23 protein-coding genes are annotated in these 26,035 nt (G+C 52.8%); 18 read left to right on the forward strand and 5 right to left on the reverse strand.

Translation table 11 applies throughout. From position 1 onward, the window contains the following. Position 1 precedes the first annotated feature (1 nt). Entirely contained in the window at positions 2-1,159 is a 1,158-nt protein-coding gene (locus tag HED65_RS14885; RefSeq protein WP_114979145.1) for a CdaR family transcriptional regulator, read from the forward strand. Between the two features lie 59 nt (positions 1,160-1,218). Here the strand turns inward: HED65_RS14885 and HED65_RS14890 are convergent, their stop codons facing one another. The 4 genes from HED65_RS14890 to map form a co-directional block, all read right to left on the reverse strand. Continuing rightward, positions 1,219-1,608: a DUF3461 family protein gene (locus HED65_RS14890; protein WP_008501916.1), complete on the reverse strand. Its 390-nt coding sequence runs from the start codon at positions 1,606-1,608 to the stop codon at positions 1,219-1,221. Between the two features lie 111 nt (positions 1,609-1,719). Next, complete coding sequence (gene dapD, locus HED65_RS14895) at positions 1,720-2,544, reverse strand: 2,3,4,5-tetrahydropyridine-2,6-dicarboxylate N-succinyltransferase (RefSeq protein WP_008501915.1); 825 nt, start codon at positions 2,542-2,544, stop codon at positions 1,720-1,722. A gap of 32 nt (positions 2,545-2,576) precedes the next feature. Further along, on the reverse strand, positions 2,577-5,252 hold the full coding sequence (gene glnD / locus HED65_RS14900) for a bifunctional uridylyltransferase/uridylyl-removing protein GlnD (RefSeq protein WP_114979146.1): 2,676 nt from the start codon (positions 5,250-5,252) through the stop codon (positions 2,577-2,579). A gap of 63 nt (positions 5,253-5,315) precedes the next feature. Next, complete coding sequence (gene map / locus HED65_RS14905) at positions 5,316-6,110, reverse strand: type I methionyl aminopeptidase (protein ID WP_028018301.1); 795 nt, start codon at positions 6,108-6,110, stop codon at positions 5,316-5,318. A gap of 321 nt (positions 6,111-6,431) precedes the next feature. On the opposite strand from map, the gene rpsB reads away from it, so the two are divergent. The 17 genes from rpsB to accA all read left to right on the forward strand — a co-directional run bounded on the left by rpsB (position 6,432) and on the right by accA (position 25,878). Continuing rightward, complete coding sequence (gene rpsB / locus HED65_RS14910; protein WP_003856207.1) at positions 6,432-7,157, forward strand: 30S ribosomal protein S2; 726 nt, start codon at positions 6,432-6,434, stop codon at positions 7,155-7,157. 117 nt (positions 7,158-7,274) lie between these two features. Continuing rightward, positions 7,275-8,126 carry a translation elongation factor Ts gene (gene tsf, locus HED65_RS14915; RefSeq protein WP_014830708.1) on the forward strand — a complete coding sequence of 284 codons (852 nt, stop codon included), beginning with the start codon at positions 7,275-7,277 and terminating at the stop codon, positions 8,124-8,126. Positions 8,127-8,276: 150 nt separating this feature from the next. Next, positions 8,277-9,002 (forward strand): UMP kinase, encoded by a 726-nt coding sequence (gene pyrH / locus HED65_RS14920; protein ID WP_008501910.1) that lies wholly within the window; start codon positions 8,277-8,279, stop codon positions 9,000-9,002. 167 nt (positions 9,003-9,169) lie between these two features. Next, a complete protein-coding gene (gene frr / locus HED65_RS14925; RefSeq protein WP_028018300.1) occupies positions 9,170-9,727 on the forward strand; it encodes a ribosome recycling factor in 558 nt (185 codons plus the stop codon). Positions 9,728-9,822: 95 nt separating this feature from the next. Beyond that, positions 9,823-11,022: a 1-deoxy-D-xylulose-5-phosphate reductoisomerase gene (gene ispC / locus HED65_RS14930; RefSeq protein ID WP_114979147.1), complete on the forward strand. Its 1,200-nt coding sequence runs from the start codon at positions 9,823-9,825 to the stop codon at positions 11,020-11,022. Between the two features lie 186 nt (positions 11,023-11,208). Continuing rightward, the gene (gene ispU, locus HED65_RS14935; protein ID WP_028018298.1) at positions 11,209-11,967 is read left to right on the forward strand and encodes a (2E,6E)-farnesyl-diphosphate-specific ditrans,polycis-undecaprenyl-diphosphate synthase; all 759 of its coding nucleotides are present in this window, start codon (positions 11,209-11,211) and stop codon (positions 11,965-11,967) included. 12 nt (positions 11,968-11,979) lie between these two features. Continuing rightward, the gene (cdsA, locus tag HED65_RS14940; RefSeq protein WP_114979148.1) at positions 11,980-12,837 is read left to right on the forward strand and encodes a phosphatidate cytidylyltransferase; all 858 of its coding nucleotides are present in this window, start codon (positions 11,980-11,982) and stop codon (positions 12,835-12,837) included. Positions 12,838-12,848: 11 nt separating this feature from the next. Beyond that, a complete protein-coding gene (gene rseP, locus HED65_RS14945) occupies positions 12,849-14,201 on the forward strand; it encodes a sigma E protease regulator RseP (protein WP_023310458.1) in 1,353 nt (450 codons plus the stop codon). 29 nt (positions 14,202-14,230) lie between these two features. Continuing rightward, positions 14,231-16,648 carry an outer membrane protein assembly factor BamA gene (gene bamA / locus HED65_RS14950; RefSeq protein ID WP_114979149.1) on the forward strand — a complete coding sequence of 806 codons (2,418 nt, stop codon included), beginning with the start codon at positions 14,231-14,233 and terminating at the stop codon, positions 16,646-16,648. Between the two features lie 122 nt (positions 16,649-16,770). Continuing rightward, positions 16,771-17,265, forward strand: a complete 495-nt coding sequence (gene skp, locus HED65_RS14955) for a molecular chaperone Skp (protein WP_023334576.1) — start codon at positions 16,771-16,773, stop codon at positions 17,263-17,265. A 3-nt stretch (positions 17,266-17,268) separates the two neighbouring features. Next, positions 17,269-18,294, forward strand: a complete 1,026-nt coding sequence (gene lpxD, locus HED65_RS14960) for a UDP-3-O-(3-hydroxymyristoyl)glucosamine N-acyltransferase (RefSeq protein WP_114979150.1) — start codon at positions 17,269-17,271, stop codon at positions 18,292-18,294. Positions 18,295-18,396: 102 nt separating this feature from the next. Next, positions 18,397-18,852: a 3-hydroxyacyl-ACP dehydratase FabZ gene (gene fabZ / locus HED65_RS14965; RefSeq protein WP_010426706.1), complete on the forward strand. Its 456-nt coding sequence runs from the start codon at positions 18,397-18,399 to the stop codon at positions 18,850-18,852. A gap of 3 nt (positions 18,853-18,855) precedes the next feature. Next, entirely contained in the window at positions 18,856-19,644 is a 789-nt protein-coding gene (lpxA, locus tag HED65_RS14970) for an acyl-ACP--UDP-N-acetylglucosamine O-acyltransferase (protein ID WP_114979151.1), read from the forward strand. Then, complete coding sequence (gene lpxB, locus HED65_RS14975) at positions 19,644-20,792, forward strand: lipid-A-disaccharide synthase (protein WP_114979152.1); 1,149 nt, start codon at positions 19,644-19,646, stop codon at positions 20,790-20,792. The genes lpxA and lpxB overlap by 1 nt, the downstream gene beginning before the upstream one ends. After that, entirely contained in the window at positions 20,789-21,385 is a 597-nt protein-coding gene (gene rnhB, locus HED65_RS14980; RefSeq protein WP_114979153.1) for a ribonuclease HII, read from the forward strand. Before lpxB ends, rnhB begins: the two co-directional genes overlap by 4 nt. Before the next feature lie 38 nt (positions 21,386-21,423). Further along, positions 21,424-24,906 carry a DNA polymerase III subunit alpha gene (dnaE, locus tag HED65_RS14985; protein ID WP_114979154.1) on the forward strand — a complete coding sequence of 1,161 codons (3,483 nt, stop codon included), beginning with the start codon at positions 21,424-21,426 and terminating at the stop codon, positions 24,904-24,906. Between the two features lie 12 nt (positions 24,907-24,918). Continuing rightward, positions 24,919-25,878: an acetyl-CoA carboxylase carboxyl transferase subunit alpha gene (gene accA / locus HED65_RS14990; RefSeq protein ID WP_006810033.1), complete on the forward strand. Its 960-nt coding sequence runs from the start codon at positions 24,919-24,921 to the stop codon at positions 25,876-25,878. Between the two features lie 60 nt (positions 25,879-25,938). Here accA and HED65_RS14995 read toward each other — a convergent pair. After that, positions 25,939-26,035 (reverse strand): IS3 family transposase (locus HED65_RS14995; protein ID WP_147279780.1); only part of this gene is annotated, 97 nt, incomplete at its 5' end.

Here is a 26,035-nt window from a genome sequence, read left to right on the forward strand (position 1 = left end):
CATGGCTGGCTGGCACCTTGATACCAAAATGGCGCAGGATATTGTGGCGCGCACCATGCGAATCATTGATACCAATATCAACGTAATGGATGCCCGCGGGCGCATTATTGGTAGCGGCGATCGTGAGCGTATTGGTGAATTGCACGAAGGTGCGTTGCTGGTGCTCTCCCAGGGGCGGGTCGTGGATATCGACGATGCAGTGGCGAAACATCTGCACGGTGTTCGTCAGGGCATTAATTTGCCGCTGCGCATTGAAGGCGAAATTGTGGGGGTAATTGGCCTGACAGGCGAGCCGGGAGCCTTGCGCAAATATGGCGAGCTGGTCTGCATGACGGCAGAGATGATGCTGGAGCAGTCGCGCCTGATGCACCTGCTCGCTCAGGACAGCCGCCTGCGTGAAGAGCTGGTGATGAACCTGATCCAGGCGGAAGAGCATACGCCGGCACTGAGCGAATGGGCGCAGCGTCTGGGGATCGATCTGAACCAGCCGCGCGTGGTGGCGGTGATTGAGGTCGATAGCGGCCAGCTTGGCGTCGACAGCGCGATGGCCGAACTGCAGCAACTGCAAAATGCGCTGGCGACACCGGAGCGCGATAACCTGGTGGCAATCGTGTCTCTGACGGAAATGGTGGTGCTCAAACCGGCGCTCAATGCATTTGGTCGCTGGGATGCGGACGATCATCGTCGTCGCGTGGAGCTGCTGATCTCCCGGATGAAGGAAAATGGTCAACTGCGTTTTCGCGTTGCGCTCGGCAATTACTTTACCGGACCGGGCAGTATTGCCCGTTCCTGGCGTACTGCTCGCACCACCATGATGGTGGGTAAACAGCGGATGCCGGAAAGCCGCAGTTATTTTTATCAGGATCTGATGCTGCCGGTGCTGCTCGATAGCCTGCGTGGGGGCTGGCAGGCCAATGAGCTGGCACGACCATTAGCGCGACTGAAAGCCATGGACAACAACGGGTTGCTGCGTCGGACGCTACAGGCGTGGTTTCGTCATAACGTGCAGCCGCTGGCGACCTCGAAAGCGCTGTTTATTCATCGTAATACTCTGGAATATCGGCTTAACCGGATTTCGGAGCTGACAGGGCTGGATTTGGGGTGTTTTGACGACAGGCTGCTGCTGTATGTGGCGCTGCAGCTGGATGAGCAGAGATAAGAGTTTCACCCTCTCCCGGTGGGAGAGGGCTGGAGTGAGGGCAACAGGCCGCACCTGACTTATTTATTCCGCGTTAATTTCTCAAGATCCGCTTCAATCTCGCTGATCTTATTCGTCACAACGCTTTCAAGGTGACGCAGATCGTCGAGGATCTTACGCTTGAGATCGACTTCAGTGCGGTCGCGCTGGCAGATCTGATCGAGTTCATCGATCACATAGCGCAGGTTAGGGCTGATTTCCTGAACTTCTTTGTACCCTTGCCCTACACCGTCAGCGACGACGGTCTTACGCTGGCGTGGATATTTAAACTTCACGCTCTTGGCGAAAAACTCTCCTTTGTCCTTGTGAAAATAGATTTTCAGAATATCGTTATTGGCTTCCTGACGGAGGCTGTAACGATCAATTTCATCAGGATTGGTAATGCCCAGACTTTTCAGATTATCGTACATAGCGGTACCCTTGATCTCAACATAACCTTTGAATAATTAACGAAAAAATCTATTTTCGCCACCCTCAGATATAAAAAAAGCGGGGTTGCCCCCGCTTTTTGTTATACCCGATTAATCGATGGTGCGCAGCAGTTCGTTGATGCCAACTTTGCCACGCGTTTTCGCATCGACTTTTTTCACGATAACCGCACAGTACAGGCTGTATTTGCCATCTTTTGACGGCAGGTTGCCGGAAACCACCACGGAGCCCGCCGGAACGCGACCGTAATGCACTTCACCGGTTTCACGGTCATAAATGCGGGTGCTCTGGCCGATGTAAACGCCCATGGAGATCACGGAGCCTTCTTCAACGATGACACCTTCAACCACTTCAGAGCGCGCGCCGATGAAGCAGTTGTCTTCGATAATGGTTGGGTTAGCCTGCAGTGGTTCCAGAACACCACCGATACCGACGCCGCCAGACAGGTGAACGTTTTTACCGATCTGCGCGCAGGAGCCAACGGTAGCCCAGGTATCTACCATGGTGCCTTCGTCAACGTAGGCACCGATGTTCACGTAGGATGGCATCAGCACGGTGTTGCGTGCGATGAATGCGCCCTGACGAACCGCCGCTGGCGGAACCACGCGGAAACCTTCTTTCTGGAAACGCGCTTCGTCGTAATCAGCGAATTTCATTGGCACTTTATCGAAGTAGCGGCTTTCTGCTCCGTCGATAACCTGGTTATCGTTGATACGGAAAGAGAGCAGCACGGCTTTCTTCAGCCATTGATGAGTGACCCACTGACCGTCGATTTTTTCTGCCACACGCAATGCGCCGGAATCCAGCAGGGAAATGACCTGGTTTACCGCTTCACGGGTAACGGTATCCACATTGGCCGGGGTGATCTCGGCGCGACGCTCAAAAGCGGACTCAATAACGTTCTGTAACTGCTGCATTGTTTACTCTTTCCATTTCACTAAAAAACACGTCACCCTTTATCGTTTGGATTGAGGGCTGCTGTCAACCGTTGTTGCACTTCAAGTTGCAGGTCATTATTAAGGGCACGCCGGTCTGCAGTGGCGATTATAAATAAATCTTCTACTCGCTCGCCAATGGTTGTAATTCTGGCCCCGTGAAGCGAAATTCCTAGATCGGCAAAAACCTGGCCGACACGGGCGAGTAGCCCTGGCTGGTCGAGCGCGATCAGCTCCAGGAACGATTTACGGTCGGTGTGGGTCGGCAGGAAATTGACCTCGGTATCGACGGTAAAGTGGCGTAATTTTGCAGGCTGACGACGCGGCTGCGGAGGCTGCCAGCTGCGCTGGGTGATGGCCTGTTCCAGACCGAAGCGTATTCCTTCGTGCCTGTCCGATGACAGCGGGCTGCCGTCCGGTTCCAGCACAATGAACGTATCCATCGCCATGCCGTCGCGGGTAGTGAAAATCTGCGCGTCGTGAACGCTCAGATTACGCCTGTCCAGTTCGGCGCAGACTGCGGCAAACAGATAAGGTCGATCCGGGCTCCAGATGAAAATCTCCGTACCACCGCGCGTGGCTTGCGGACTGAGGAGGATCATTGGTTGCGACAAATCATGTTGCAGCAGATGCCGCGCATGCCAGGCAAGCTGATTTGGGCTGTGGCGAACAAAATAGTTAGCACGGCAGCGCGCCCAAATTTGATGCAGTGCCTCTTCATCAATGTTATCCATCCGCAGCAGCGCCAGGGCCTGCAACTGGTGGTGGCGTACACGCTCGCGCATGTCCGGGGTGTTTTGCATTCCGCGACGCAGCTGTTTTTCGGTGGCAAAGTACAGCTCGCGCAGCAGGCTTTGCTTCCAGCTGTTCCACAACGTCTCGTTGGTGGCACAAATATCCGCCACCGTCAGGCAGACCAGATAGCGCAGACGGTTTTCCGTTTGCACCTCTTCCGCGAACTGCTTGATCACTTCAGGATCCTGAATATCTCGACGCTGCGCGGTGACCGACATCAGCAGGTGATGGCGTACCAGCCAGGCGACCAGCTGCGTTTCACGTGAGTTCAGACCGTGCAGTTCGGCAAATTTGAGCACGTCCTGGGCACCCAGCACCGAATGGTCACCGCCGCGACCTTTGGCAATATCGTGGAACAGGGCGGCAATCAGGATCAATTCCGGATGGGTAAGGCGCGGCCACAATTCTACACACAGCGGGTGGCGGGATCGCGTCTCTTCTCTGGCAAAACTTTCCAGCTTGAGCATCACGCGGATCGTGTGTTCATCTACCGTGTAGGCGTGGAACAGATCGAACTGCATCTGCCCGACAATGTGTGACCACTGCGGCATATAGGCCCACAGCACGCTGTGGCGGTGCATCGGCAGTAAGCCGCGGCTGACGGCACCCGGGTGGCGGAGCATACTCAGAAATAGCGATCGCGCTTCCGGGATATAGCACAGCGGCTGTGTCAAATGACGGCGTGCATGGCGCAGATGGCGCAGAGTTGTGGAGTAGATCCCGGTGATCGCGCTGTTACGCACCATGGTGTAAAACATGCGCAGGATCGCTTCCGGCTCGCGGATAAATAACGTTTCGTCGCGCAGATCGATAAGCGTGCCGCGCAGCTGGAATTCGTCGTCGATAGGGCGGGGCTTTTCATCCGCCGTCAGGGCGAGGATTGCCTCATCGAATAGCTGCAACAGCATCTGGTTCAGTTCGGTAACGCGGCGGGTGACACGGAAGAAATCCTTCATCATGTGTTCAACCGGCTCGTTGCCTTCGCCCTGGTAATTCAGACGCTGAGCTACGCTGAGCTGACGGTCAAACAGCAAGCGGTTATCGTAGCGATTAAGTTCCAGGTGCAGGGCAAAGCGAATGCGCCACAGCAGGTGCAGACACTCATTTAATTCGTTACGCTCGGCTTCGGTTAAAAAACCAAAGCCCACCATCTCATCCAGCGAGGTCGCGCCGAAGTGGCGACGGGCTACCCACTGCAGGGTGTGGATATCGCGCAGACCGCCGGGGCTGCTTTTGATATCAGGCTCCAGATTATAGCTGGTGCCGTGGTAACGCTGGTGGCGCTGGTTTTGTTCCTCAACCTTCGCAGCGAAGAACTTTTCTGACGGCCAGAAACCGTCACTAAAAATGTGTTTTTGCAGCTCCAGGAACAGCGCCACGTCGCCTATCAGCAGGCGGGTTTCAATCAGGTTGGTGGCGACGGTCAGGTCAGATAACCCTTCCAGCAGGCACTCTTCAAGAGTGCGTACGCTATGGCCGACTTCCAGCTTCACATCCCAGAGCAGAGTCAGCAGTTCACCAATTTTTTGCGCCTGTTCGTCCGGCAGTTTTTTGCGACTTAAGATCAGTAAATCAATGTCGGAAAGTGGATGCAGCTCACCGCGGCCATAGCCCCCAACGGCAACCAGTGCAACATCGCTAATTTGCCCAAAACCGTAATCGATCCACAGTCGCTGCAGCAACTGGTCGATAAATTCGGTGCGCGCTTCAATGAGTTGCTCGGCCGACACGCCTGCGTCGAACGCACTACCCAGCCAGCGATGGAAAACATCCATATGGGCTTTAATATGCGCGCAGGTCAGCTCGTGCGCCGGCCAGACACCCGGGTTATCGGGTTGGTCGGGGAGGGTGGGAAGTGCTGTGTTAGCATACTGTTCGGGTAAAAGATTACTCATCGTGCGCCACCCATAAGAAAAAGCTATAGCCATTAAAAAAGCCGGCATTTGCCGGCTTTTTTATCATTCATCGTGCGTCAGTATCGCCGGGATAGTGTCATCCTTGCGCAACGTCATAATTTCGCAGCCGTTGTCTGTTACCACAATAGTATGCTCGTACTGCGCAGACAAGCTTCTGTCTTTGGTTTTCACCGTCCAGCCATCTTTCATGGTGCGGATGCGGTAGTCACCGGCGTTGACCATCGGCTCGATGGTGAAGGTCATGCCTTTTTGCAACACTACGCCGCCATCATCTGCATCATAGTGCAGAACCTGCGGTTCTTCGTGGAACACACGGCCAATGCCGTGACCGCAGTATTCGCGAACGACGGAGAAACCTTCCGCTTCCACGAACTTCTGAATCGCGGCACCAATGGTACGCAGGCGAATACCCGGTTTCACCATTTTCAGCGCCAGGTACAGGCTCTCTTGCGTCACTTTACACAGACGCTCGCCCAGAATGGTTGGCTTGCCAACGATGAACATCTTAGAGGTGTCACCGTGGTAGTCATCTTTAATGACCGTCACGTCGATGTTGACGATGTCGCCATCTTTGAGCAGTTTTTCGTTGTCCGGAATGCCGTGGCAAACCACTTCATTAATAGAAATGCAGACGGATTTCGGGAAACCGTGGTAGCCGAGGCACGCAGATACCGCGTGCTGCTCGTTCACGATGTAGTCGTTACAGATGCGGTCCAGTTCACCGGTGCTGACGCCCGGCTTCACGAACGGCTCGATCATTTCCAGCACTTCCGCGGCCAGACGACCGGCGACGCGCATCTTTTCAATTTCTTCAGGTGTCTTAATAGAGATAGCCATGTAATCTGTCCATCGGTGTCGATTTTTTCGACAATACTAGTCTAAGTGTCGCCAATGGTATCAGTCAGGCACACCTCGTGCCAAATTGAGAATCATTAACAGCACACTCCGCCAACAACTGTTGGTTTCTGGTCGTGTTTTGTGGTATAAAGCGCGCCGGACTTCCGATCCATCTCAGATACACAAGCTGGACGGAAGCGACAAATCTCACTTTGTGTAACAACACACACGTATCGGCACATATTCCGGGGTGCCCTTCGGGGTCGGTAATATGGGATACGTGGAGGCATAACCCCAACTTTCAATATAGAGGTTTTAAACATGGCAACTGTTTCCATGCGCGACATGCTCAAGGCTGGTGTTCACTTTGGTCACCAGACCCGTTACTGGAACCCGAAAATGAAGCCTTTCATCTTCGGCGCACGTAACAAAGTTCACATCATCAACCTTGAGAAAACTGTACCAATGTTCAACGAAGCCCTGGCTGAGCTGAACAAGATCTCTTCCCGTAAAGGTAAGATTCTGTTCGTTGGTACTAAGCGCGCTGCAAGCGAAGCTGTGAAAGATGCTGCTAACAGCTGCGACCAGTTCTTCGTGAACCATCGCTGGTTGGGCGGCATGCTGACTAACTGGAAAACTGTTCGTCAGTCAATCAAACGCCTGAAAGATCTGGAAACCCAGTCTCAGGACGGTACTTTCGACAAGCTGACTAAGAAAGAAGCGCTGATGCGCACTCGTGAGCTGGACAAGCTGGAAAACAGCCTGGGCGGTATCAAAGATATGGGCGGCCTGCCAGACGCGCTGTTCGTAATCGATGCAGACCACGAGCACATCGCAATCAAAGAAGCTAACAACCTGGGTATCCCGGTATTCGCTATCGTTGATACCAACTCCGATCCGGACGGTGTTGACTTCGTTATCCCGGGTAACGACGACGCAATCCGTGCTGTTAGCCTGTATCTGAGCGCTGTAGCTGCTACCGTTCGTGAAGGCCGTTCCCAGGATCTGGCTTCTCAGGCGGAAGAAAGCTTCGTAGAAGCTGAATAATAAGGTTTCACCCCTTATTAGTACCGTGTATGAATAGGGGCCCATTATCGGCCCCTTTTTTCAATTTACACTGTTTGGCCGCAGGCCGGGCAGTTCACATCTCCCGAGGATTTAAGAATGGCTGAAATTACCGCATCCCTGGTAAAAGAGCTGCGCGAGCGTACTGGCGCAGGCATGATGGATTGCAAAAAAGCGCTGACTGAAGCGAACGGCGACATCGAGCTGGCAATCGAAAACATGCGTAAATCCGGTGCGATCAAAGCAGCTAAAAAAGCAGGCAACGTTGCTGCTGACGGCGTGATCATCACTAAAATCGACGGCACCTACGGCATCATTCTGGAAGTTAACTGCCAGACTGACTTCGTTGCTAAAGATGGTGGTTTCCAGGCATTTGCTAACAAAGTTCTGGACGCTGCAGTTGCTGGCAAAATCACTGACGTTGAAGTTCTGAAAGCACAGTTCGAAGAAGAACGTGTTGCGCTGGTTGCTAAAATCGGTGAGAACATCAACATCCGTCGTGTTGCTTCTCTGGAAGGTGACGTTCTGGGCTCTTACCAGCACGGTGCACGTATCGGCGTTCTGGTTGCTGCTAAAGGCGCTGACGAAGAGCTGGTCAAACAGCTGGCTATGCACATCGCTGCAAGCAAACCAGAATTCGTTAAGCCAGAAGACGTGTCTGCTGAAGTGGTAGAGAAAGAGTACCAGGTTCAGCTGGACATCGCGATGCAGTCTGGTAAACCAAAAGAAATCGCAGAGAAAATGGTTGAAGGCCGCATGAAGAAATTCACCGGCGAAGTTTCTCTGACTGGCCAGCCATTCGTAATGGATCCAAGCAAGTCTGTTGCTCAGCTGCTGAAAGAGCACAACGCTGACGTAACTGGCTTCATCCGCTTCGAAGTGGGCGAAGGCATCGAGAAAGTTGAGACTGACTTCGCAGCAGAAGTTGCTGCAATGTCCAAGCAGTCTTAATGATTGAAAAGGAGCCGCCTGAGGGCGGCTTCTTTTTGTCACCCGTCACAGGAAATCAGACAGGCTCCAGTATCGCTGTGCTGATTTGCGGCATATCATGTCGCCAGAATTAACCCCCATCTTAATCGTTGACAGTCTCAGGAAAGAAACATGGCTACCAATGCAAAACCCGTGTACAAACGCATTCTGCTTAAGCTGAGTGGCGAAGCACTGCAGGGATCGGAAGGCTTCGGTATTGACGCAAGCATCCTTGATCGCATGGCACAGGAAATCAAAGAACTGGTCGAACTGGGTATCCAGGTTGGCGTGGTCATTGGCGGTGGCAACCTTTTCCGTGGTGCTGGTCTGGCGAAAGCGGGGATGAACCGCGTTGTGGGCGACCACATGGGTATGCTGGCAACCGTCATGAATGGCCTGGCAATGCGTGATGCACTGCATCGCGCCTATGTAAATGCCCGCCTGATGTCCGCGATTCCACTGAATGGCGTATGCGATAATTACAGCTGGGCAGAAGCGATTAGCCTGCTGCGCAACAACCGCGTGGTGATCCTCTCCGCCGGTACGGGTAACCCGTTCTTTACAACCGATTCCGCTGCCTGTCTGCGCGGTATCGAGATCGAAGCCGATGTGGTACTGAAAGCGACCAAAGTTGACGGCGTGTTTACTGCCGACCCGGCAAAAGATCCTTCTGCCACCATGTACGATCAGCTGAGCTACAGCGAAGTGCTGGATAAAGAGCTGAAAGTGATGGATCTTGCCGCCTTCACGCTGGCTCGCGACCACAAACTGCCGATCCGTGTCTTCAACATGAACAAGCCTGGCGCACTGCGTCGCGTGGTCATGGGTGAAAAAGAAGGCACTTTGATCACGGAATAATTTCCGTTGACGCTAAATACAGGTAAGATTCCGCTTTATTTTGTAGTGGTATCTTACCCGGGCGCGCCTTTGGCGTTGTCATGAATTAAACGCGACTATACTTAGCACACCTGTAGCGCTGTGCTGGCGGATAGTCTGCCTGAGACAAGTTTCCAAGGATTCGTAACGTGATTAACGACATCAGAAAAGATGCTGAAGTACGCATGGAAAAATGCGTAGAAGCGTTCAAAACCCAAATCAGCAAAATCCGTACTGGCCGTGCTTCCCCAAGCCTGCTGGATGGCATCATCGTAGAATACTACGGGACGCCAACCCCTCTGCGTCAGCTGGCGAGCGTGACGGTTGAAGATACCCGTACGCTGAAAATCAACGTATTCGATCGTTCTATGGGCCCGGCCGTTGAGAAAGCGATCATGGCGTCTGACCTCGGTCTGAACCCAAGCTCTGCGGGCGCTGACATCCGCGTTCCACTGCCTCCGCTGACGGAAGAGCGTCGTAAAGACCTGATCAAAGTCGTTCGTGGCGAAGCTGAGCAGGGTCGTGTTTCTGTGCGTAACGTACGTCGCGACGCGAACGATAAAGTCAAAGCGCTGCTGAAAGAAAAAGAGATCAGTGAAGATGATGATCGTCGTTCCCAGGACGATGTTCAGAAAATGACTGATGCTGCCATCAAGAAAATTGATGCGGCGCTGGCAGATAAAGAAGCGGAACTGATGCAGTTCTGATTTCTGTCGTACACTGATAAACGCCGTTCAGAGGGACTTCGGGTCTTGCTGGCGGCGTTTTGCTTTTATCTGGTCTAACTTTTTTCGGGCATCTCATGAAGCATTTAACACTCCTCGGCTCAACCGGCTCTATCGGTTGCAGTACTCTCGACGTCGTTCGCCATAATCCTGAACTTTACACCGTGACAGCGCTGGTGGCCGGTAAGAATGTGCAGCGAATGGTCGAGCAGTGCCTGGAGTTTGTGCCCCGCTATGCGGTGATGGATGACGAAGAGAGTGCGCGTCTGCTGAAAGTGCAACTGCGTGAAAAGGGCTGTCGAACCGAGGTTCTGAGTGGACAGCAGGCCGCTTGTGAGATGGCTGCGCTGGATGAGGTTGACCAGGTTATGGCGGCCATCGTCGGGGCCGCTGGGCTGTTGCCAACCCTTGCCGCAATTGATGCTGGTAAGGATGTTCTGCTAGCCAATAAAGAGTCTCTGGTGACCTGCGGACGCTTGTTTATGGAGGCGGTGAAGCAGCGCGGGGCGCGTCTTTTACCGGTCGATAGCGAGCACAACGCGATTTTTCAGAGTTTACCGCAACCTTTTCAACAGAACCTGGGGTACGCTGACCTCGAGCAGAATGGCGTGGTGTCAATTCTGCTTACCGGGTCTGGTGGCCCGTTCCGTGAAACGCCACTGTCTGAACTGAGCGCAATGACGCCGGATCAGGCGTGCCGTCATCCGAACTGGTCAATGGGGCGTAAAATCTCCGTTGACTCTGCCACCATGATGAATAAAGGTCTGGAATACATTGAAGCGCGCTGGCTGTTTAATGCGTCAGCGAAACAGATGGAAGTACTGATCCACCCGCAATCGGTGATTCACTCGATGGTGCGCTATCAGGATGGCAGTGTGCTGGCACAGTTGGGCGAGCCGGATATGCGTACGCCAATTGCCCATTCCATGGCGTGGCCGAACCGAGTGAAATCTGGCGTGAAGCCGCTTGATTTCTGCAAGCTAAGTTCTCTGACGTTCAGTGAACCAGATTACGATCGCTATCCGTGCCTGAAGCTTGCGATGCATGCCTTTGACCAGGGGCAGGCGGCGACAACGGCACTGAATGCAGCCAATGAAATTACCGTTGAAGCATTCCTGAATCAGCAGATCCGCTTTACCGATATTGCGGCGTTGAATTTATCGGTACTGGAAAAGATGGATTTGCGTGAACCACAAAGTGTGGAAGAGGTGCTGGCGGTTGATACAGCTGCACGCGAAATTGCGCGCCAACAGGTGACACGCCCCGCAAGCTGGTGATAAAGCAAGCACTAGTCGTCGTGCTATTTGTTAGCGTTGGGCTTCAGTGATATAGTCTGCGCCACCTGATCGCAGGTATTTGACTTAATGTGGTCAGGTAAGCCGTGGTTTGACACGGCTTTTTTATGTATAGGCTTCAGTATTCCTGAGTACCGTTAAATCCTTTTCAGGGACTAAAAACGCGTTATGTTGTCTGCGAATCAACCAATAAGCGAAAACTTGCCAGCTCATGGCTGTCGTCATGTAGCAATCATTATGGATGGCAATGGCCGCTGGGCGAAAAGACAAGGGAAGATACGAGCCTTTGGGCATAAAGCTGGGGCGAAATCTGTTCGCCGCGCCGTTTCTTTTGCCGCCAATAACGGCATTGATGCGTTAACGCTCTATGCTTTTAGCAGTGAAAACTGGAATCGACCTCCGCAGGAAGTGACTGCGTTGATGGAATTGTTTGTGTGGGCGCTCGACAGCGAAGTAAAAAGCCTGCACCGCCACAACGTTCGCCTGCGTATCATCGGCGATACCAGTCGTTTTAACTCACGTTTGCAGGAACGGATTCGTAAAGCAGAAGCGCTGACTGAGAATAATACAGGTCTGACGCTCAATATTGCGGCGAATTACGGCGGGCGCTGGGATATTATCCAGGGCGTTCGGCATTTGGCTGAACAGGTTCAGGAAGGGCTGTTGAGACCCGACCAAATTGATGAAGAGGCGCTGAACAAGCAAATCTGCATGAATGAACAGGCACCTGTGGATTTGGTAATTAGGACAGGGGGGGAACATCGCATAAGTAACTTTTTGATATGGCAAATTGCCTATGCCGAACTTTACTTTACGGATGTTCTTTGGCCCGATTTTGATGAACAAGACTTTGAAGGTGCGCTGCATGCCTTTGCCAATCGAGAGCGTCGTTTCGGCGGCACCGAGCCTGGTGGCGACAAAGCCTGATGGGGGTAGCTTTTGCTGAAGTATCGCCTGATTTCCGCTTTTGTATTAATACCCATTGTCATTGCGGCGCTGTTTTTACTGCCCCCAGTGGGATTCGCTATTGTTACGCTGGTCGTGTGTATGCTCGCCGCGTGGGAATGGGGACAATTTAGCGGCTTTACCTCACGCAGTCAGCGAGTATGGCTTGCGGTACTCTGTGGTTTGATCCTGGCCATGATGCTGTTTATGTTGCCTGAATATCACCATGATATTCATCAACCGCTGGTTGCCGGTTCTCTGTGGATATCACTGGCCTGGTGGGTTGCTGCTCTGCTGCTGGTGCTTTTCTACCCCGGTTCTGCTGCAATCTGGCGTAATTCAAAAGTGCTGCGGCTTATTTTTGGTTTGCTCACCATTGTTCCATTTTTCTGGGGTATGGTCGCACTGCGTGCCTGGCACTATGACGAAAACCACTACAGCGGTGCGATCTGGCTGCTTTATGTGATGATTCTCGTCTGGGGGGCTGACTCCGGGGCCTATATGTTTGGTAAACTGTTTGGCAAGCATAAACTGGCTCCGAAGGTTTCCCCGGGTAAAACCTGGCAAGGCTTCATCGGTGGCTTGTTTACGGCAGCGATTATCTCCTGGGGCTATGGCGTCTGGGCTAATCTGGAAGTGGCACCGTCAATACTGTTGGTGTGCTCGATTTTTGCTGCGCTTGCCTCAGTGCTCGGTGATTTAACCGAGAGTATGTTCAAGCGAGAAGCAGGGATTAAGGACAGCGGACACCTGATTCCAGGGCATGGCGGTATACTGGATCGCATTGATAGCCTGACAGCGGCTGTTCCGGTATTTGCTTGCTTGCTTTTACTGGTATTTGGGACGATTTAACGGAAGGTTTTATGCTGAGCATTCTCTGGAATCTGGCGGCGTTCATTGTTGCACTGGGTGTACTGATTACCGTGCATGAATTTGGCCATTTCTGGGTTGCTCGCCGTTGTGGTGTGCGGGTAGAGCGATTTTCCATCGGTTTCGGAAAATCACTCTGGACGCGCACTGACCGCCACGGCACTGAATTTGTCATCGCTCTTATCCCGCTGGGCGGCTACGTTAAAATGCTCGACGAGCGCGTTGAGCCTGTCGCCCCTGAATTACGACACAGCGCATTCAACAACAAAACGGTTGGACAACGCGCCGCCATCATCGCTGCCGGACCGGTAGCTAACTTCATCTTTGCTATTTTCGCTTACTGGCTGGTGTTTATCATCGGCGTCCCCGGCGTGCGTCCAGTTGTGGGTGAAATTGCCCCCAATTCCATCGCGGCGAGTGCGCAAATTACGTCAGGGATGGAACTTAAAGCGATTGATGGCATCGAAACCCCTGATTGGGATGCCGTGCGACTGCAACTGGTAGCCAAAATTGGTGATCCGCAGACAACAATCAGCGTATCGCCGTTTGGTTCCGACACGCGTCAGGACAAAGTACTCGATTTACGTCACTGGCGTTTCGAGCCAGACAAAGAAGATCCCGTCGCTGCACTGGGCATTCGTCCACGCGGTGCCCAGATTGAGCCGGTATTAGCCGAAGTACAGGCAAATTCGGCGGCGAGCAAAGCGGGTTTGCAAGCGGGCGACAGGATCGTTAAAGTCGATGGTCAACCATTAACAGAGTGGATGACCTTTGTTACTCTGGTGCGCGATAATCCGGGAACGTCTCTCGCGCTGGAAGTTGAGAGGCAAGGTAGTCCGCTTTCGCTGACGCTGATCCCGGATACGAAGTCGGTCGGCAAAAAGGCAGAAGGGTTTGCAGGCGTTGTGCCAAAAGTGATCCCGCTGCCAGATGAGTACAAGACAATACGCCAGTATGGGCCCTTCAGCGCCATCCTTGAAGCCACGGATAAAACATGGCAACTGATGAAGCTGACGGTCAACATGTTGGGGAAATTGATAACCGGTGATGTGAAACTGAACAACCTCAGTGGGCCAATTTCGATTGCTCAGGGGGCTGGGATGTCAGCGGAATTCGGGGTGATTTACTATCTCATGTTCCTCGCGCTGATTAGCGTGAACCTTGGGATAATCAACCTGTTCCCGCTTCCCGTTTTAGACGGGGGTCATCTGCTGTTTTTAGCGATTGAAAAGCTAAAAGGCGGACCGGTATCCGAGCGAGTTCAAGACTTTAGTTATCGCATTGGCTCGATTTTGCTGGTGCTGTTAATGGGGCTTGCACTTTTCAATGATTTCTCTCGGTTGTAAGAGAGTGTTAGGAAGAACGCATAATAACGATGGCGATGAAAAAGTTGCTCATAGCGTCGCTGCTGTTTAGCAGCGCCACCGTATACGGTGCTGACGGGTTCGTAGTGAAAGACATTCATTTCGAAGGCCTCCAGCGTGTCGCCGTTGGTGCGGCCCTCCTCAGTATGCCTGTACGCCCCGGCGATACGGTCAATGATGATGATATCAGTAACACCATCCGTGCTCTGTTTGCCACTGGCAACTTCGAGGATGTTCGCGTCCTGCGCGATGGTGATACGCTGCTGGTACAGGTAAAAGAACGTCCAACGATTGCCAGTATCACTTTCTCCGGTAACAAGTCGGTGAAAGATGACATGCTCAAGCAAAACCTTGAAGCATCGGGTGTTCGTGTGGGCGAGTCTCTGGACCGCACAACCCTTTCAGACATTGAAAAAGGTCTGGAAGACTTCTACTACAGCGTGGGTAAATACAGTGCCAGCGTGAAAGCAGTGGTAACACCTCTGCCACGTAACCGTGTTGACCTGAAGCTGGTCTTCCAGGAAGGTGTTTCTGCGAAGATCCAACAGATCAACATTGTCGGCAACCACGCGTTTAGCACCGACGAACTGATCTCGACCTTCCAGCTGCGCGATGAAGTGCCGTGGTGGAACGTGGTGGGCGATCGTAAATACCAGAAACAGAAACTGGCGGGCGACCTTGAGACCCTGCGTAGCTACTATCTGGATCGTGGTTATGCCCGTTTCAACATTGACTCAACCCAGGTCAGTCTGACGCCGGACAAGAAAGGGATCTACATTACGATTAACATCACTGAAGGCGATCAGTACAAGCTTTCAGGTGTTGAAGTAAGTGGTAACCTGGCAGGGCATTCTGCTGAGATCGAATCGCTGACCAAAATTCAGCCAGGCGATCTGTATAGTGGTTCCAAAGTCACCAAAATGGAAGACAGCATTAAGAAGCTGCTCGGCCGTTATGGTTATGCCTACCCGCGCGTACAAACACAGCCGGAAATCAACGACGCGGATAAAACCGTTAAGTTGCACGTAAACGTTGATGCGGGTAACCGTTTCTACGTGCGTAAGATCCGCTTCGTCGGTAACGACACCTCTAAAGATTCCGTTCTGCGCCGCGAAATGCGTCAGATGGAAGGAGCCTGGTTAGGCAGCGATCTCGTTGACCAGGGGAAAGAGCGTCTGAACCGTCTGGGCTATTTTGAAACTGTTGATACGGATACCCAGCGTGTACCAGGTAGCCCGGATCAGGTTGATGTCGTCTATAAAGTGAAAGAGCGTAACACCGGTAGCTTCAACTTCGGTGTGGGCTACGGTACTGAAAGCGGCGTGAGCTTCCAGGTTGGTGTACAGCAGGATAACTGGCTGGGTACGGGTTACTCTGTTGGTATTAATGGTACCAAAAACGACTACCAGACCTATTCTGAGTTCTCTGTCACTAACCCATACTTCACCGTAGACGGTGTGAGTCTGGGCGGTCGTATCTTCTATAACGACTTTAAAGCTGACGACGCGGATCTGTCCTCTTACACCAACAAGAGTTACGGTGTAGACGGTACGCTTGGCTTCCCGGTTAACGAATACAACACTCTGCGTGCGGGCTTAGGTTATGTGCATAACGACCTATCCAACATGCAACCGCAGGTGGCGATGTGGCGTTATCTGGACTCTATTGGCCAGTCGGCAAGCACCTCCAGTGATGACAACGGTTTCGCTGCGGATGACTTCACCTTTAACTACGGCTGGACCTATAACCGTCTTGACCGTGGTTACTTCCCGACGGAAGGTTCTCGTGTCAACCTGAACGGTAAAGTCACCGTACCGGGTTCCGATAACGAGTTCTATAAGGTCACGCTGGATACTGCGTCTTACTTCCCGATCGATGACGACCACAAGTGGGTGGTTCTGGGTCGTACCCGCTGGGGTTATGGTGATGGTCTGGGTGGCAAAGAAATGCCATTCTATGAAAACTTCTACGCCGGTGGTTCAAGCACCGTTCGTGGTTTCCAGTCCAACAACATTGGTCCGAAAGCGGTCTACTACGGTGGGAACGACAAGGATAACTGCGACAAGTCTTCTTCTTCTGAAGTCTGTAGTTCTGATGATGCGGTGGGCGGTAACGCGATGGCGGTGGCCAGTCTGGAGTTCATCACACCAACACCGTTTATCAGTGATAAATATGCAAACTCAGTCCGTACGTCCTTCTTCTGGGATGCCGGTACTGTGTGGGATACCAACTGGCAGAATACTGCCCAGATGCGTGCGGCAGGTGTTCCAGATTATAGCGATCCGAGCAATATTCGCATGTCTGCCGGTATCGCATTACAATGGATGTCACCGCTGGGGCCGTTGGTCTTCTCTTACGCCCAGCCGTTTAAGAAATATGATGGAGATAAGTCGGAGCAATTCCAGTTTAACATTGGTAAAACCTGGTAATAATCCGCTGCAAAGGAATGCGTTGGCAGTGTAGCGCTGACAACTGGCGATCAGTAAAACGGTCGCCTTGCCACGCAAAGAACGGTACCTTCTGGTGCCAATGGGATGGTAAGGAGTTAATTGTGAAAAAGTGGTTATTAGCTGCAGGTCTCGGTTTAGCGATGGCAACTTCTGCTCAGGCAGCAGACAAAATTGCAATCGTCAACATGGGTAATTTGTTCCAGCAGGTTGCACAGAAAACTGGCGTTTCTGCGACTCTGGAAAACGAATTCAAAGGCCGTGCAAGCGAACTGCAGGGTATGGAAAACGATCTTCAGTCCAAAATGCAGCGTCTGCAGCGTGATGGTTCTACCATGAAAGCAAGCGACCGTAGCAAACTGGAAAAAGACGTAATGGCTCAGCGCCAGGCGTTCTCCCAGAAAGCGCAGGCTTTCGAGCAGGATCGTCAGCGTCGTTCTAACGAAGAACGTGGCAAGCTGGTGACTCGCATTCAGACTGCTGTTAAAGCAGTAGCTGCCGATCAGAGCATCGATCTGGTTGTTGATGCGAACGCCGTAGCTTTCAACAGCAGCGATGTTAAAGACATCACCGCTGATGTTCTGAAACAGGTTAAATAAGTAATGCCTTCAATTCGACTGGCTGATTTAGCTCAGCAGTTGGATGCAGAATTACACGGTGATGGCGATATCGTCATCACCGCTGTTGCGTCCATGCAATCTGCTAAAGCTGGCACTATTACTTTCATGGTAAGCCCTAAGTACCGTGAACAACTGGCTCAATGCCAGGCGTCAGCTGTTGTTCTGACGCAGGACGATCTTCCGTTTGCCACTAGCGCTGCACTGGTAGTGAAAAATCCCTACCTGACGTATGCACGCATGGCTCAAATTCTTGATACCACGCCGCAGCCGGCCCAGAACATTGCTGCCAGTGCAGCGATTGATCCGACGGCTCAGTTGGGTAACAACGTGGCGGTTGGTGCGAACGCAGTTATCGAATCTGGCGTAGTGCTGGGTGATAACGTCGTTATCGGACCAGGTTGCTTTGTTGGGAAAAATACGAAAATTGGCGCAGGGACCCGTTTATGGGCCAATGTGTCCATTTATCATGAAGTTGAAATTGGCGAAAACTGCCTCGTCCAGTCCAGTACTGTGATTGGTTCTGATGGTTTTGGTTACGCTAACGATCGTGGTAATTGGGTTAAGATCCCACAACTTGGTCGCGTGATTATTGGCGATCGTGTGGAGATCGGGGCCTGTACCACTATTGACCGTGGCGCACTTGACGACACGATCATTGGCAATGGTGTTATCATCGATAACCAGTGCCAGATTGCGCATAACGTTGTGATTGGCGACAATACCGCGGTAGCGGGGGGCGTCATCATGGCTGGCAGCCTGAAAATTGGCCGTTACTGCATGATCGGCGGCGCGAGCGTGATTAATGGCCATATGGAAATATGCGACAAAGTCACAGTGACCGGAATGGGCATGGTAATGCGCCCTATCACTGAACCTGGCGTCTATTCCTCCGGCATCCCGCTGCAACCCAACAAGGTATGGCGTAAAACAGCAGCTCTGGTGATGAATATTGATGATATGAGCAAGCGTCTCAAGTCTCTTGAGCGCAAGATCGATCAACAAGACTAAACGTCACCCGTTTAACGCTATTTTTCCCGGCCTGTCGGCTTTCTAATAAACCGGCAGGCCGTGTTATTATTGTTATCAGTACATTTTGACAGGAAGAGTATTTTGACTACTGACACTCATACTCTGCATATTGAAGAGATTTTAGAACTTCTGCCGCACCGCTACCCGTTTCTGCTGGTAGACCGTGTGCTGGATTTTGAAGAAGGTCGTTTTCTGCGCGCAGTGAAAAATGTTTCCGTGAACGAGCCGTTTTTCCAGGGGCACTTCCCTGGTAAGCCTATCTTCCCGGGTGTGTTGATTCTGGAAGCGATGGCTCAGGCTACCGGTATTCTGGCGTTTAAAAGCGTTGGTAAACTGGAGCCAGGCGAACTGTATTACTTCGCGGGTATTGATGAAGCGCGCTTTAAGCGCCCAGTCGTGCCTGGTGATCAGATGATCATGGAAGTCACTTTTGAAAAAACGCGTCGTGGCCTGACTCGCTTCAAAGGCGTAGCGCTGGTTGACGGCAAAGTTGTTTGCGAAGCGACGATGATGTGTGCTCGTAGCCGGGAGTCCTGATACGTGATTGATAAATCTGCCTTTATTCATCCTACCGCGATTGTGGAAACCGGTGCCATCATTGGCGCTAACGTCCACATTGGCCCGTTTTGTATTGTTGGACCCCAAGTCGAAATTGGTGAGGGTACAGTACTGAAATCTCACGTTGTGGTGAATGGTCACACGACTATTGGCTGCAATAACGAGATCTATCAGTTCGCTTCCATCGGCGAAGTTAACCAGGATCTGAAATATGCTGGTGAGTCGACCCGTCTGGAAATTGGCGATCGTAACCGTATTCGCGAAAGCGTCACCATTCATCGTGGAACAGTACAGGGTGGTGGGTTGACGAAGGTGGGCAGCGATAACCTGTTTATGGTTAATGCGCATATCGCGCACGACTGTACTGTGGGTGACCGCTGTATTCTTGCCAACAACGCAACGCTGGCAGGACACGTATCGGTTGATGACTTCGCAATTATTGGCGGCATGACCGCAGTCCATCAGTTCTGCATTATTGGTGCACACGTGATGGTCGGCGGATGCTCCGGTGTGGCGCAGGACGTTCCACCGTATGTGATTGCGCAGGGCAACCATGCCACGCCGTTTGGCGTGAACATCGAAGGCCTCAAGCGTCGTGGTTTTAGCCGCGAAGCGATTACCGCTATCCGCAACGCGTACAAACTGCTGTACCGTAGCGGCAAAACGCTGGAAGAGGCAAAGCCGGAAATTGCCGAGCTGGCGAATAAGTACCCGGAAGTGAACGCGTTCATGGAATTCTTTGACCGTTCAACAAGGGGTCTGATTCGTTAATGGTCGACAGTCGTCCGCTTACGATAGCCCTGGTCGCCGGAGAAACCTCCGGCGATATTCTTGGTGCCGGTCTCATCCGTGCGCTTAAGGCGCGTGTACCCAATGCACGATTTGTTGGCGTTGCTGGCCCGCTGATGCAGGCCGAAGGCTGTGAAGCCTGGTATGAAATGGAAGAGCTGGCTGTGATGGGCATCGTTGAGGTGCTGGGGCGGCTACGCCGTTTGTTACATATTCGCGCCGATCTTACTCGCCGCTTTACCGAACTGAAACCCGATGTGTTTGTCGGTATTGATGCACCTGATTTCAACATTACCCTCGAATGGAATTTGAAAAAGCAGGGCATAAAAACCATTCATTACGTCAGTCCGTCCGTTTGGGCGTGGCGACAGAAACGCGTTTTCAAAATTGGACGGTCTACCAACCTGGTGCTGGCTTTCCTGCCTTTCGAAAAAGCGTTTTACGACAAATTTAATGTTCCGTGCCGCTTTATCGGTCATACCATGGCAGATGCGATGCCATTGGATCCGGATAAAAACGCAGCGCGCGACGTGTTGGGTATTCCTCATGATGCGCACTGTCTGGCATTGCTGCCAGGCAGTCGTGGTGCAGAAGTTGAGATGCTGAGCGCTGATTTCCTGAAAACAGCGCAAATTCTTCGCCAGACGTATCCCGATCTGGAAGTCGTTGTGCCACTGGTGAATGCTAAGCGCCGCGAACAATTTGAGCGCATCAAGGCCGAAGTGGCTCCAGACCTCCAGATTCATCTTCTGGACGGGAAAGGCCGGGAGGCGATGATCGCGAGCGACGCCGCGCTGCTGGCCTCCGGCACGGCAGCACTGGAGTGTATGCTGGCGAAATGCCCGATGGTGGTCGGCTATCGCATGAAGCCATTCACCTTCTGGCTGGCTAAACGTCTGGTGAAAACGGAATATGTCTCTCTGCCGAACTTACTTGCCGGGCGCGAACTGGTGAAAGAGCTTCTGCAGGATGAGTGCCAGCCGCAGCTGCTTGCCGATGCGTTGCTGCCGCTGCTTGCCAATGGCAAGACCAGCCACCAGATGCATGATACGTTCCGTGAACTGCATCAGCAGATCCGCTGTAATGCCGATGAGCAAGCGGCTGATGCGGTGCTGGAGTTAGCAAAATGATGGAATTTGTTTATCCTCACACCCACCTTGTGGCTGGTGTGGATGAAGTGGGGCGTGGCCCGTTAGTCGGGGCAGTAGTTACCGCAGCGGTGATCCTCGATCCAGCTCGCCCGATTATTGGACTGAATGACTCTAAAAAATTGTCCGAAAAGCGTCGACTGGCGCTGTTTAGTGAAATTCAGGAGAAGGCACTGGCCTGGAGCCTGGGGCGCGCTGAACCACATGAAATTGACGAGTTGAATATTTTGCACGCCACGATGCTGGCGATGCAGCGTGCGGTGGCGGGGCTGAACATTTCCCCGGAATATGTCCTGATTGACGGCAACCGCTGCCCGTCATTGCCGATGCCTTCGATGGCCGTGGTCAAAGGCGATAGTCGCGTCGCAGAAATCAGTGCCGCTTCTATTATTGCCAAAGTGACACGCGATGCCGAAATGGCCGCGCTGGATCTCACTTACCCTCAGTATGGTTTCGCCCAGCACAAGGGGTATCCAACAGCTTTCCATCTGGAAAAGCTGGCTGAACATGGCGCAACCGAACATCACCGGCGCAGCTTTGGCCCGGTGAAACGCGCGCTGGGACTGGTGTCCTGAATCAATACGCAAGCAATTAAGTAACGCGGAATCTGAAGATGGCTGAACCACGTTTCGTACACCTGCGGGTGCATAGCGACTACTCCATGATCGATGGGCTGGCGAAGACCGGGCCGCTGGTTAAAAAGGCGGCCTCACTTGGCATGCCTGCACTGGCGATCTCCGATTTTACCAACCTGTGTGGCCTGGTGAAGTTCTACGGAACGGCGCATGGCGCGGGGATGAAGCCTATCGTCGGTGCAGATTTTCATGTGCAGAGCGATCTCATCGGCGATGAAATGACGCAAATCTCCGTGTTAGCGATGAACAACACGGGTTATCAAAACCTCACACTGCTTATCTCAAAAGCCTATCAACGCGGCTATGGTGCGCTGGGGCCGTGGATCGACCGCGACTGGCTGGCTGAGCTAAATGAAGGGCTGCTGCTGATCTCTGGCGGCCGTATGGGTGATGTCGGTAAATGCCTGCTGCGTGGTAATAGCGCATTGGTGGATCAGTGCATCTCGTTTTATGAAGAGTACTTCCCGGATCGCTATTATCTGGAGTTGATTCGTACTGGCCGCCCTGACGAAGAGAATTATCTGCACGCTGCTGTCGCGTTGGCTGAAGAGCGCGGCTTGCCTGTGGTGGCAACGAATGACGTGCGTTTCCTGGAGTCCGGTGATTTTGACGCGCACGAAATACGCGTCGCTATCCACGATGGCTTCACCCTCGACGATCCAAAGCGTCCGCGTAATTACTCCTCGCAGCAATATATGCGCAGCGAAGAGGAGATGTGCGAACTCTTCTCCGATATTCCGGAAGCGCTGGAAAACAGCGTCGAGATTGCAAAACGCTGCAACGTTACTGTGCGCCTTGGCGAATACTTCCTGCCTCAGTTCCCGACGGGAGATATGACCACGGAAGATTTCCTGGTCATGAAATCCAAAGAGGGTCTGGAAGAGCGTCTGGAATTCTTGTTCCCGGATGAAGAAGAACGCAAAAAACGTCGTCCTGAATATGACGAACGTCTGGATATAGAACTCCAGGTGATAAACCAGATGGGCTTCCCGGGCTACTTCCTGATCGTTATGGAGTTTATCCAGTGGTCGAAGGACAACGGCGTGCCGGTAGGTCCGGGACGTGGTTCCGGTGCGGGCTCACTGGTTGCTTACGCGCTCAAAATCACCGACCTCGATCCGCTGGAGTTCGACCTGCTGTTCGAACGTTTCCTTAACCCGGAACGTGTCTCAATGCCCGACTTCGACGTCGACTTCTGCATGGAGAAACGTGACCAGGTTATCGAGCACGTGGCGGACATGTACGGCCGTGATGCGGTATCGCAGATTATTACTTTCGGTACCATGGCGGCAAAAGCGGTTATCCGCGACGTAGGCCGCGTGCTGGGACATCCGTACGGCTTTGTTGATCGTATCTCGAAACTGGTCCCGCCCGATCCGGGGATGACGCTGGCGAAAGCGTTCGAAGCCGAACCACAACTGCCGGAAATTTACGAAGCTGACGAAGAAGTCAAAGCGCTGATCGATATGGCGCGTAAGCTGGAAGGCGTCACGCGTAACGCCGGTAAGCATGCGGGTGGGGTGGTTATCGCTCCAACCAAAATCACTGATTTTGCGCCGCTTTACTGTGATGAAGCGGGTCAGCATCCGGTTACCCAGTTTGACAAGAACGATGTGGAATATGCCGGGCTGGTGAAGTTCGACTTCCTCGGCCTGCGTACGCTGACCATCATCAACTGGGCGCTGGAGATGATCAACGCCCGCCGTGAGAAGAACGGTGAGCCGCCTCTGGATATTGCCGCTATCCCGCTGGATGATAAGAAAAGTTTCGACATGCTGCAGCGCTCGGAGACTACTGCTGTCTTCCAGCTTGAATCCCGCGGCATGAAAGACCTGATTAAACGTCTGCAACCTGACTGTTTCGAAGATATGATCGCACTGGTGGCGCTGTTCCGCCCGGGTCCGCTGCAATCAGGGATGGTAGATAACTTTATCGACCGTAAGCACGGGCGCGAAGAGATTTCCTACCCGGACGTTCAGTGGCAGCATGAAAGCCTGAAACCAGTACTGGAACCGACCTACGGCATCATTCTGTACCAGGAACAGGTTATGCAGATTGCCCAGGTGCTCTCTGGTTATACCCTTGGCGGCGCGGACATGCTGCGTCGTGCGATGGGTAAGAAAAAGCCGGAAGAGATGGCCAAGCAGCGCGGCACCTTCGAGGAAGGGGCGAAACAAAACGGCGTTGACGGCGAACTGGCGATGAAAATTTTCGACCTGGTGGAGAAATTCGCCGGGTACGGATTTAACAAATCTCACTCTGCCGCCTATGCTTTGGTCTCGTATCAGACGCTGTGGCTCAAAGCGCATTATCCAGCCGAGTTTATGGCGGCGGTAATGACTGCTGATATGGACAATACCGAGAAGGTGGTTGGCCTGGTGGATGAGTGCTGGCGCATGGGGCTTAAGATCCTGCCGCCGGATATCAATTCCGGCTTGTACCATTTCCACGTTAACGAACACGGGGAAATCGTTTACGGGATCGGCGCGATCAAAGGCGTGGGTGAAGGTCCGATCGAAGCGATCATCGAAGCCCGTAACAACGGTGGTTATTTCCGTGAGCTGTTCGATCTTTGCGCTCGTACGGATACCAAAAAACTGAACCGCCGCGTGCTGGAAAAATTGATCATGTCCGGCGCATTCGACAGGCTGGGGCCGCACCGCGCCGCACTGATGAACTCGCTCGGCGATGCGCTGAAAGCAGCTGATCAACATGCGAAAGCGGAAGCCATTGGCCAGGCGGATATGTTCGGTGTGCTGGCAGAAGAGCCAGAGCAGATCGAGCAGTCATACGCCAGCTGCCTGCCGTGGCCAGAACAGGTGGTGCTGGATGGCGAGCGTGAAACGTTAGGTTTGTACCTGACAGGACACCCGATCAACCAGTACATCAAAGAAATTGAGCGCTATGTCGGAGGCTACAGGCTGAAAGACATGCATCCGACAGAACGTGGTAAAATCACCACGGCTGCGGGGCTCGTGATTGCTGCAAGGGTAATGGTCACCAAGCGCGGCAATCGTATCGGCATCTGTACGCTGGATGACCGTTCCGGGCGTCTGGAGGTGATGTTGTTCACCGACGCGCTGGATAAATACCAGCAATTGCTGGAAAAAGACCGCATACTTATCGTCAGCGGACAGGTCAGCTTTGATGACTTCAGCGGGGGGCTTAAAATGACCGCCCGCGAAGTGATGGACATTGACGAAGCCCGGGAAAAATATGCTCGCGGGCTTGCTATCTCGCTGACGGACAGGCAAATTGATGACCAGCTTTTAAACCGACTCCGTCAGTCTCTGGAACCCCACCGCTCGGGGACAATTCCAGTACATCTCTACTATCAGAGGGCGGATGCACGTGCGCGGTTGCGCTTTGGTGCAACGTGGCGTGTCTCTCCGAGCGATCGTTTACTTAACGATCTCCGTGGCCTCATTGGTTCGGAGCAGGTGGAACTGGAGTTTGACTAATACAGGAATACTATGAGTCTGAATTTCCTTGATTTCGAACAGCCGATTGCTGAGCTGGAAGCGAAAATCGATTCTCTGACAGCGGTAAGCCGTCAGGATGAAAAACTGGATATTAACATCGACGAAGAAGTGCATCGTCTGCGCGAAAAAAGCGTAGAGCTGACGCGCAAAATCTTTGCCGATCTCGGCGCATGGCAGATTGCCCAGCTGGCGCGTCACCCACAGCGTCCGTACACCCTGGATTATGTCCGCCTGGCGTTTGATGAATTTGACGAACTGGCTGGCGATCGCGCTTATGCCGACGACAAAGCTATCGTCGGTGGTATTGCTCGTCTGGATGGGCGTCCGGTGATGATCATTGGTCATCAGAAAGGTCGTGAAACCAAAGAGAAAATCCGTCGTAACTTTGGTATGCCAGCACCAGAAGGCTACCGTAAAGCCCTGCGTCTGATGGAGATGGCTGAGCGTTTCAACATGCCAATCATCACCTTTATCGACACGCCGGGTGCATATCCGGGTGTGGGCGCGGAAGAACGTGGCCAGTCTGAAGCTATCGCACGTAACTTGCGTGAGATGTCTCGCCTGAGCGTGCCGGTCATCTGTACCGTTATCGGTGAAGGTGGTTCCGGTGGTGCGCTGGCGATTGGCGTTGGCGATAAAGTTAATATGCTGCAATACAGCACCTATTCCGTTATCTCTCCGGAAGGCTGTGCGTCTATTCTGTGGAAAAGCGCCGACAAAGCGCCACTGGCCGCAGAGGCGATGGGTATTATTGCCCCACGTCTGAAAGAGCTGAAACTGATCGATACCGTTATCCCGGAACCACTGGGTGGTGCGCATCGCAAGCCTGAAGTGATGGCGGCTTCCCTGAAAGCTCAGCTGCTGGCAGACCTGGCCGACCTCGACGTGCTGAGCAAAGAAGATTTGCTGAACCGTCGTTATCAGCGCCTGATGACCTACGGTTACGCATAAGCTTCACAATTATCTGAAAAGCCGCACAATTGAAGTGAACCCCATATATTGGACACTTTCTTAACTGGCGGCTGACATGGCCTGAGTTCGGTATTGTACCGGACTCAGGCCGTTTAGTTTTAGCTTGATTCGTTCGTTGTTGTAGTAGTGGATGTAC

The sequence above is a fragment of the Pantoea sp. LS15 genome, from assembly GCF_012241585.1.
Taxonomy (GTDB): domain Bacteria; phylum Pseudomonadota; class Gammaproteobacteria; order Enterobacterales; family Enterobacteriaceae; genus Enterobacter.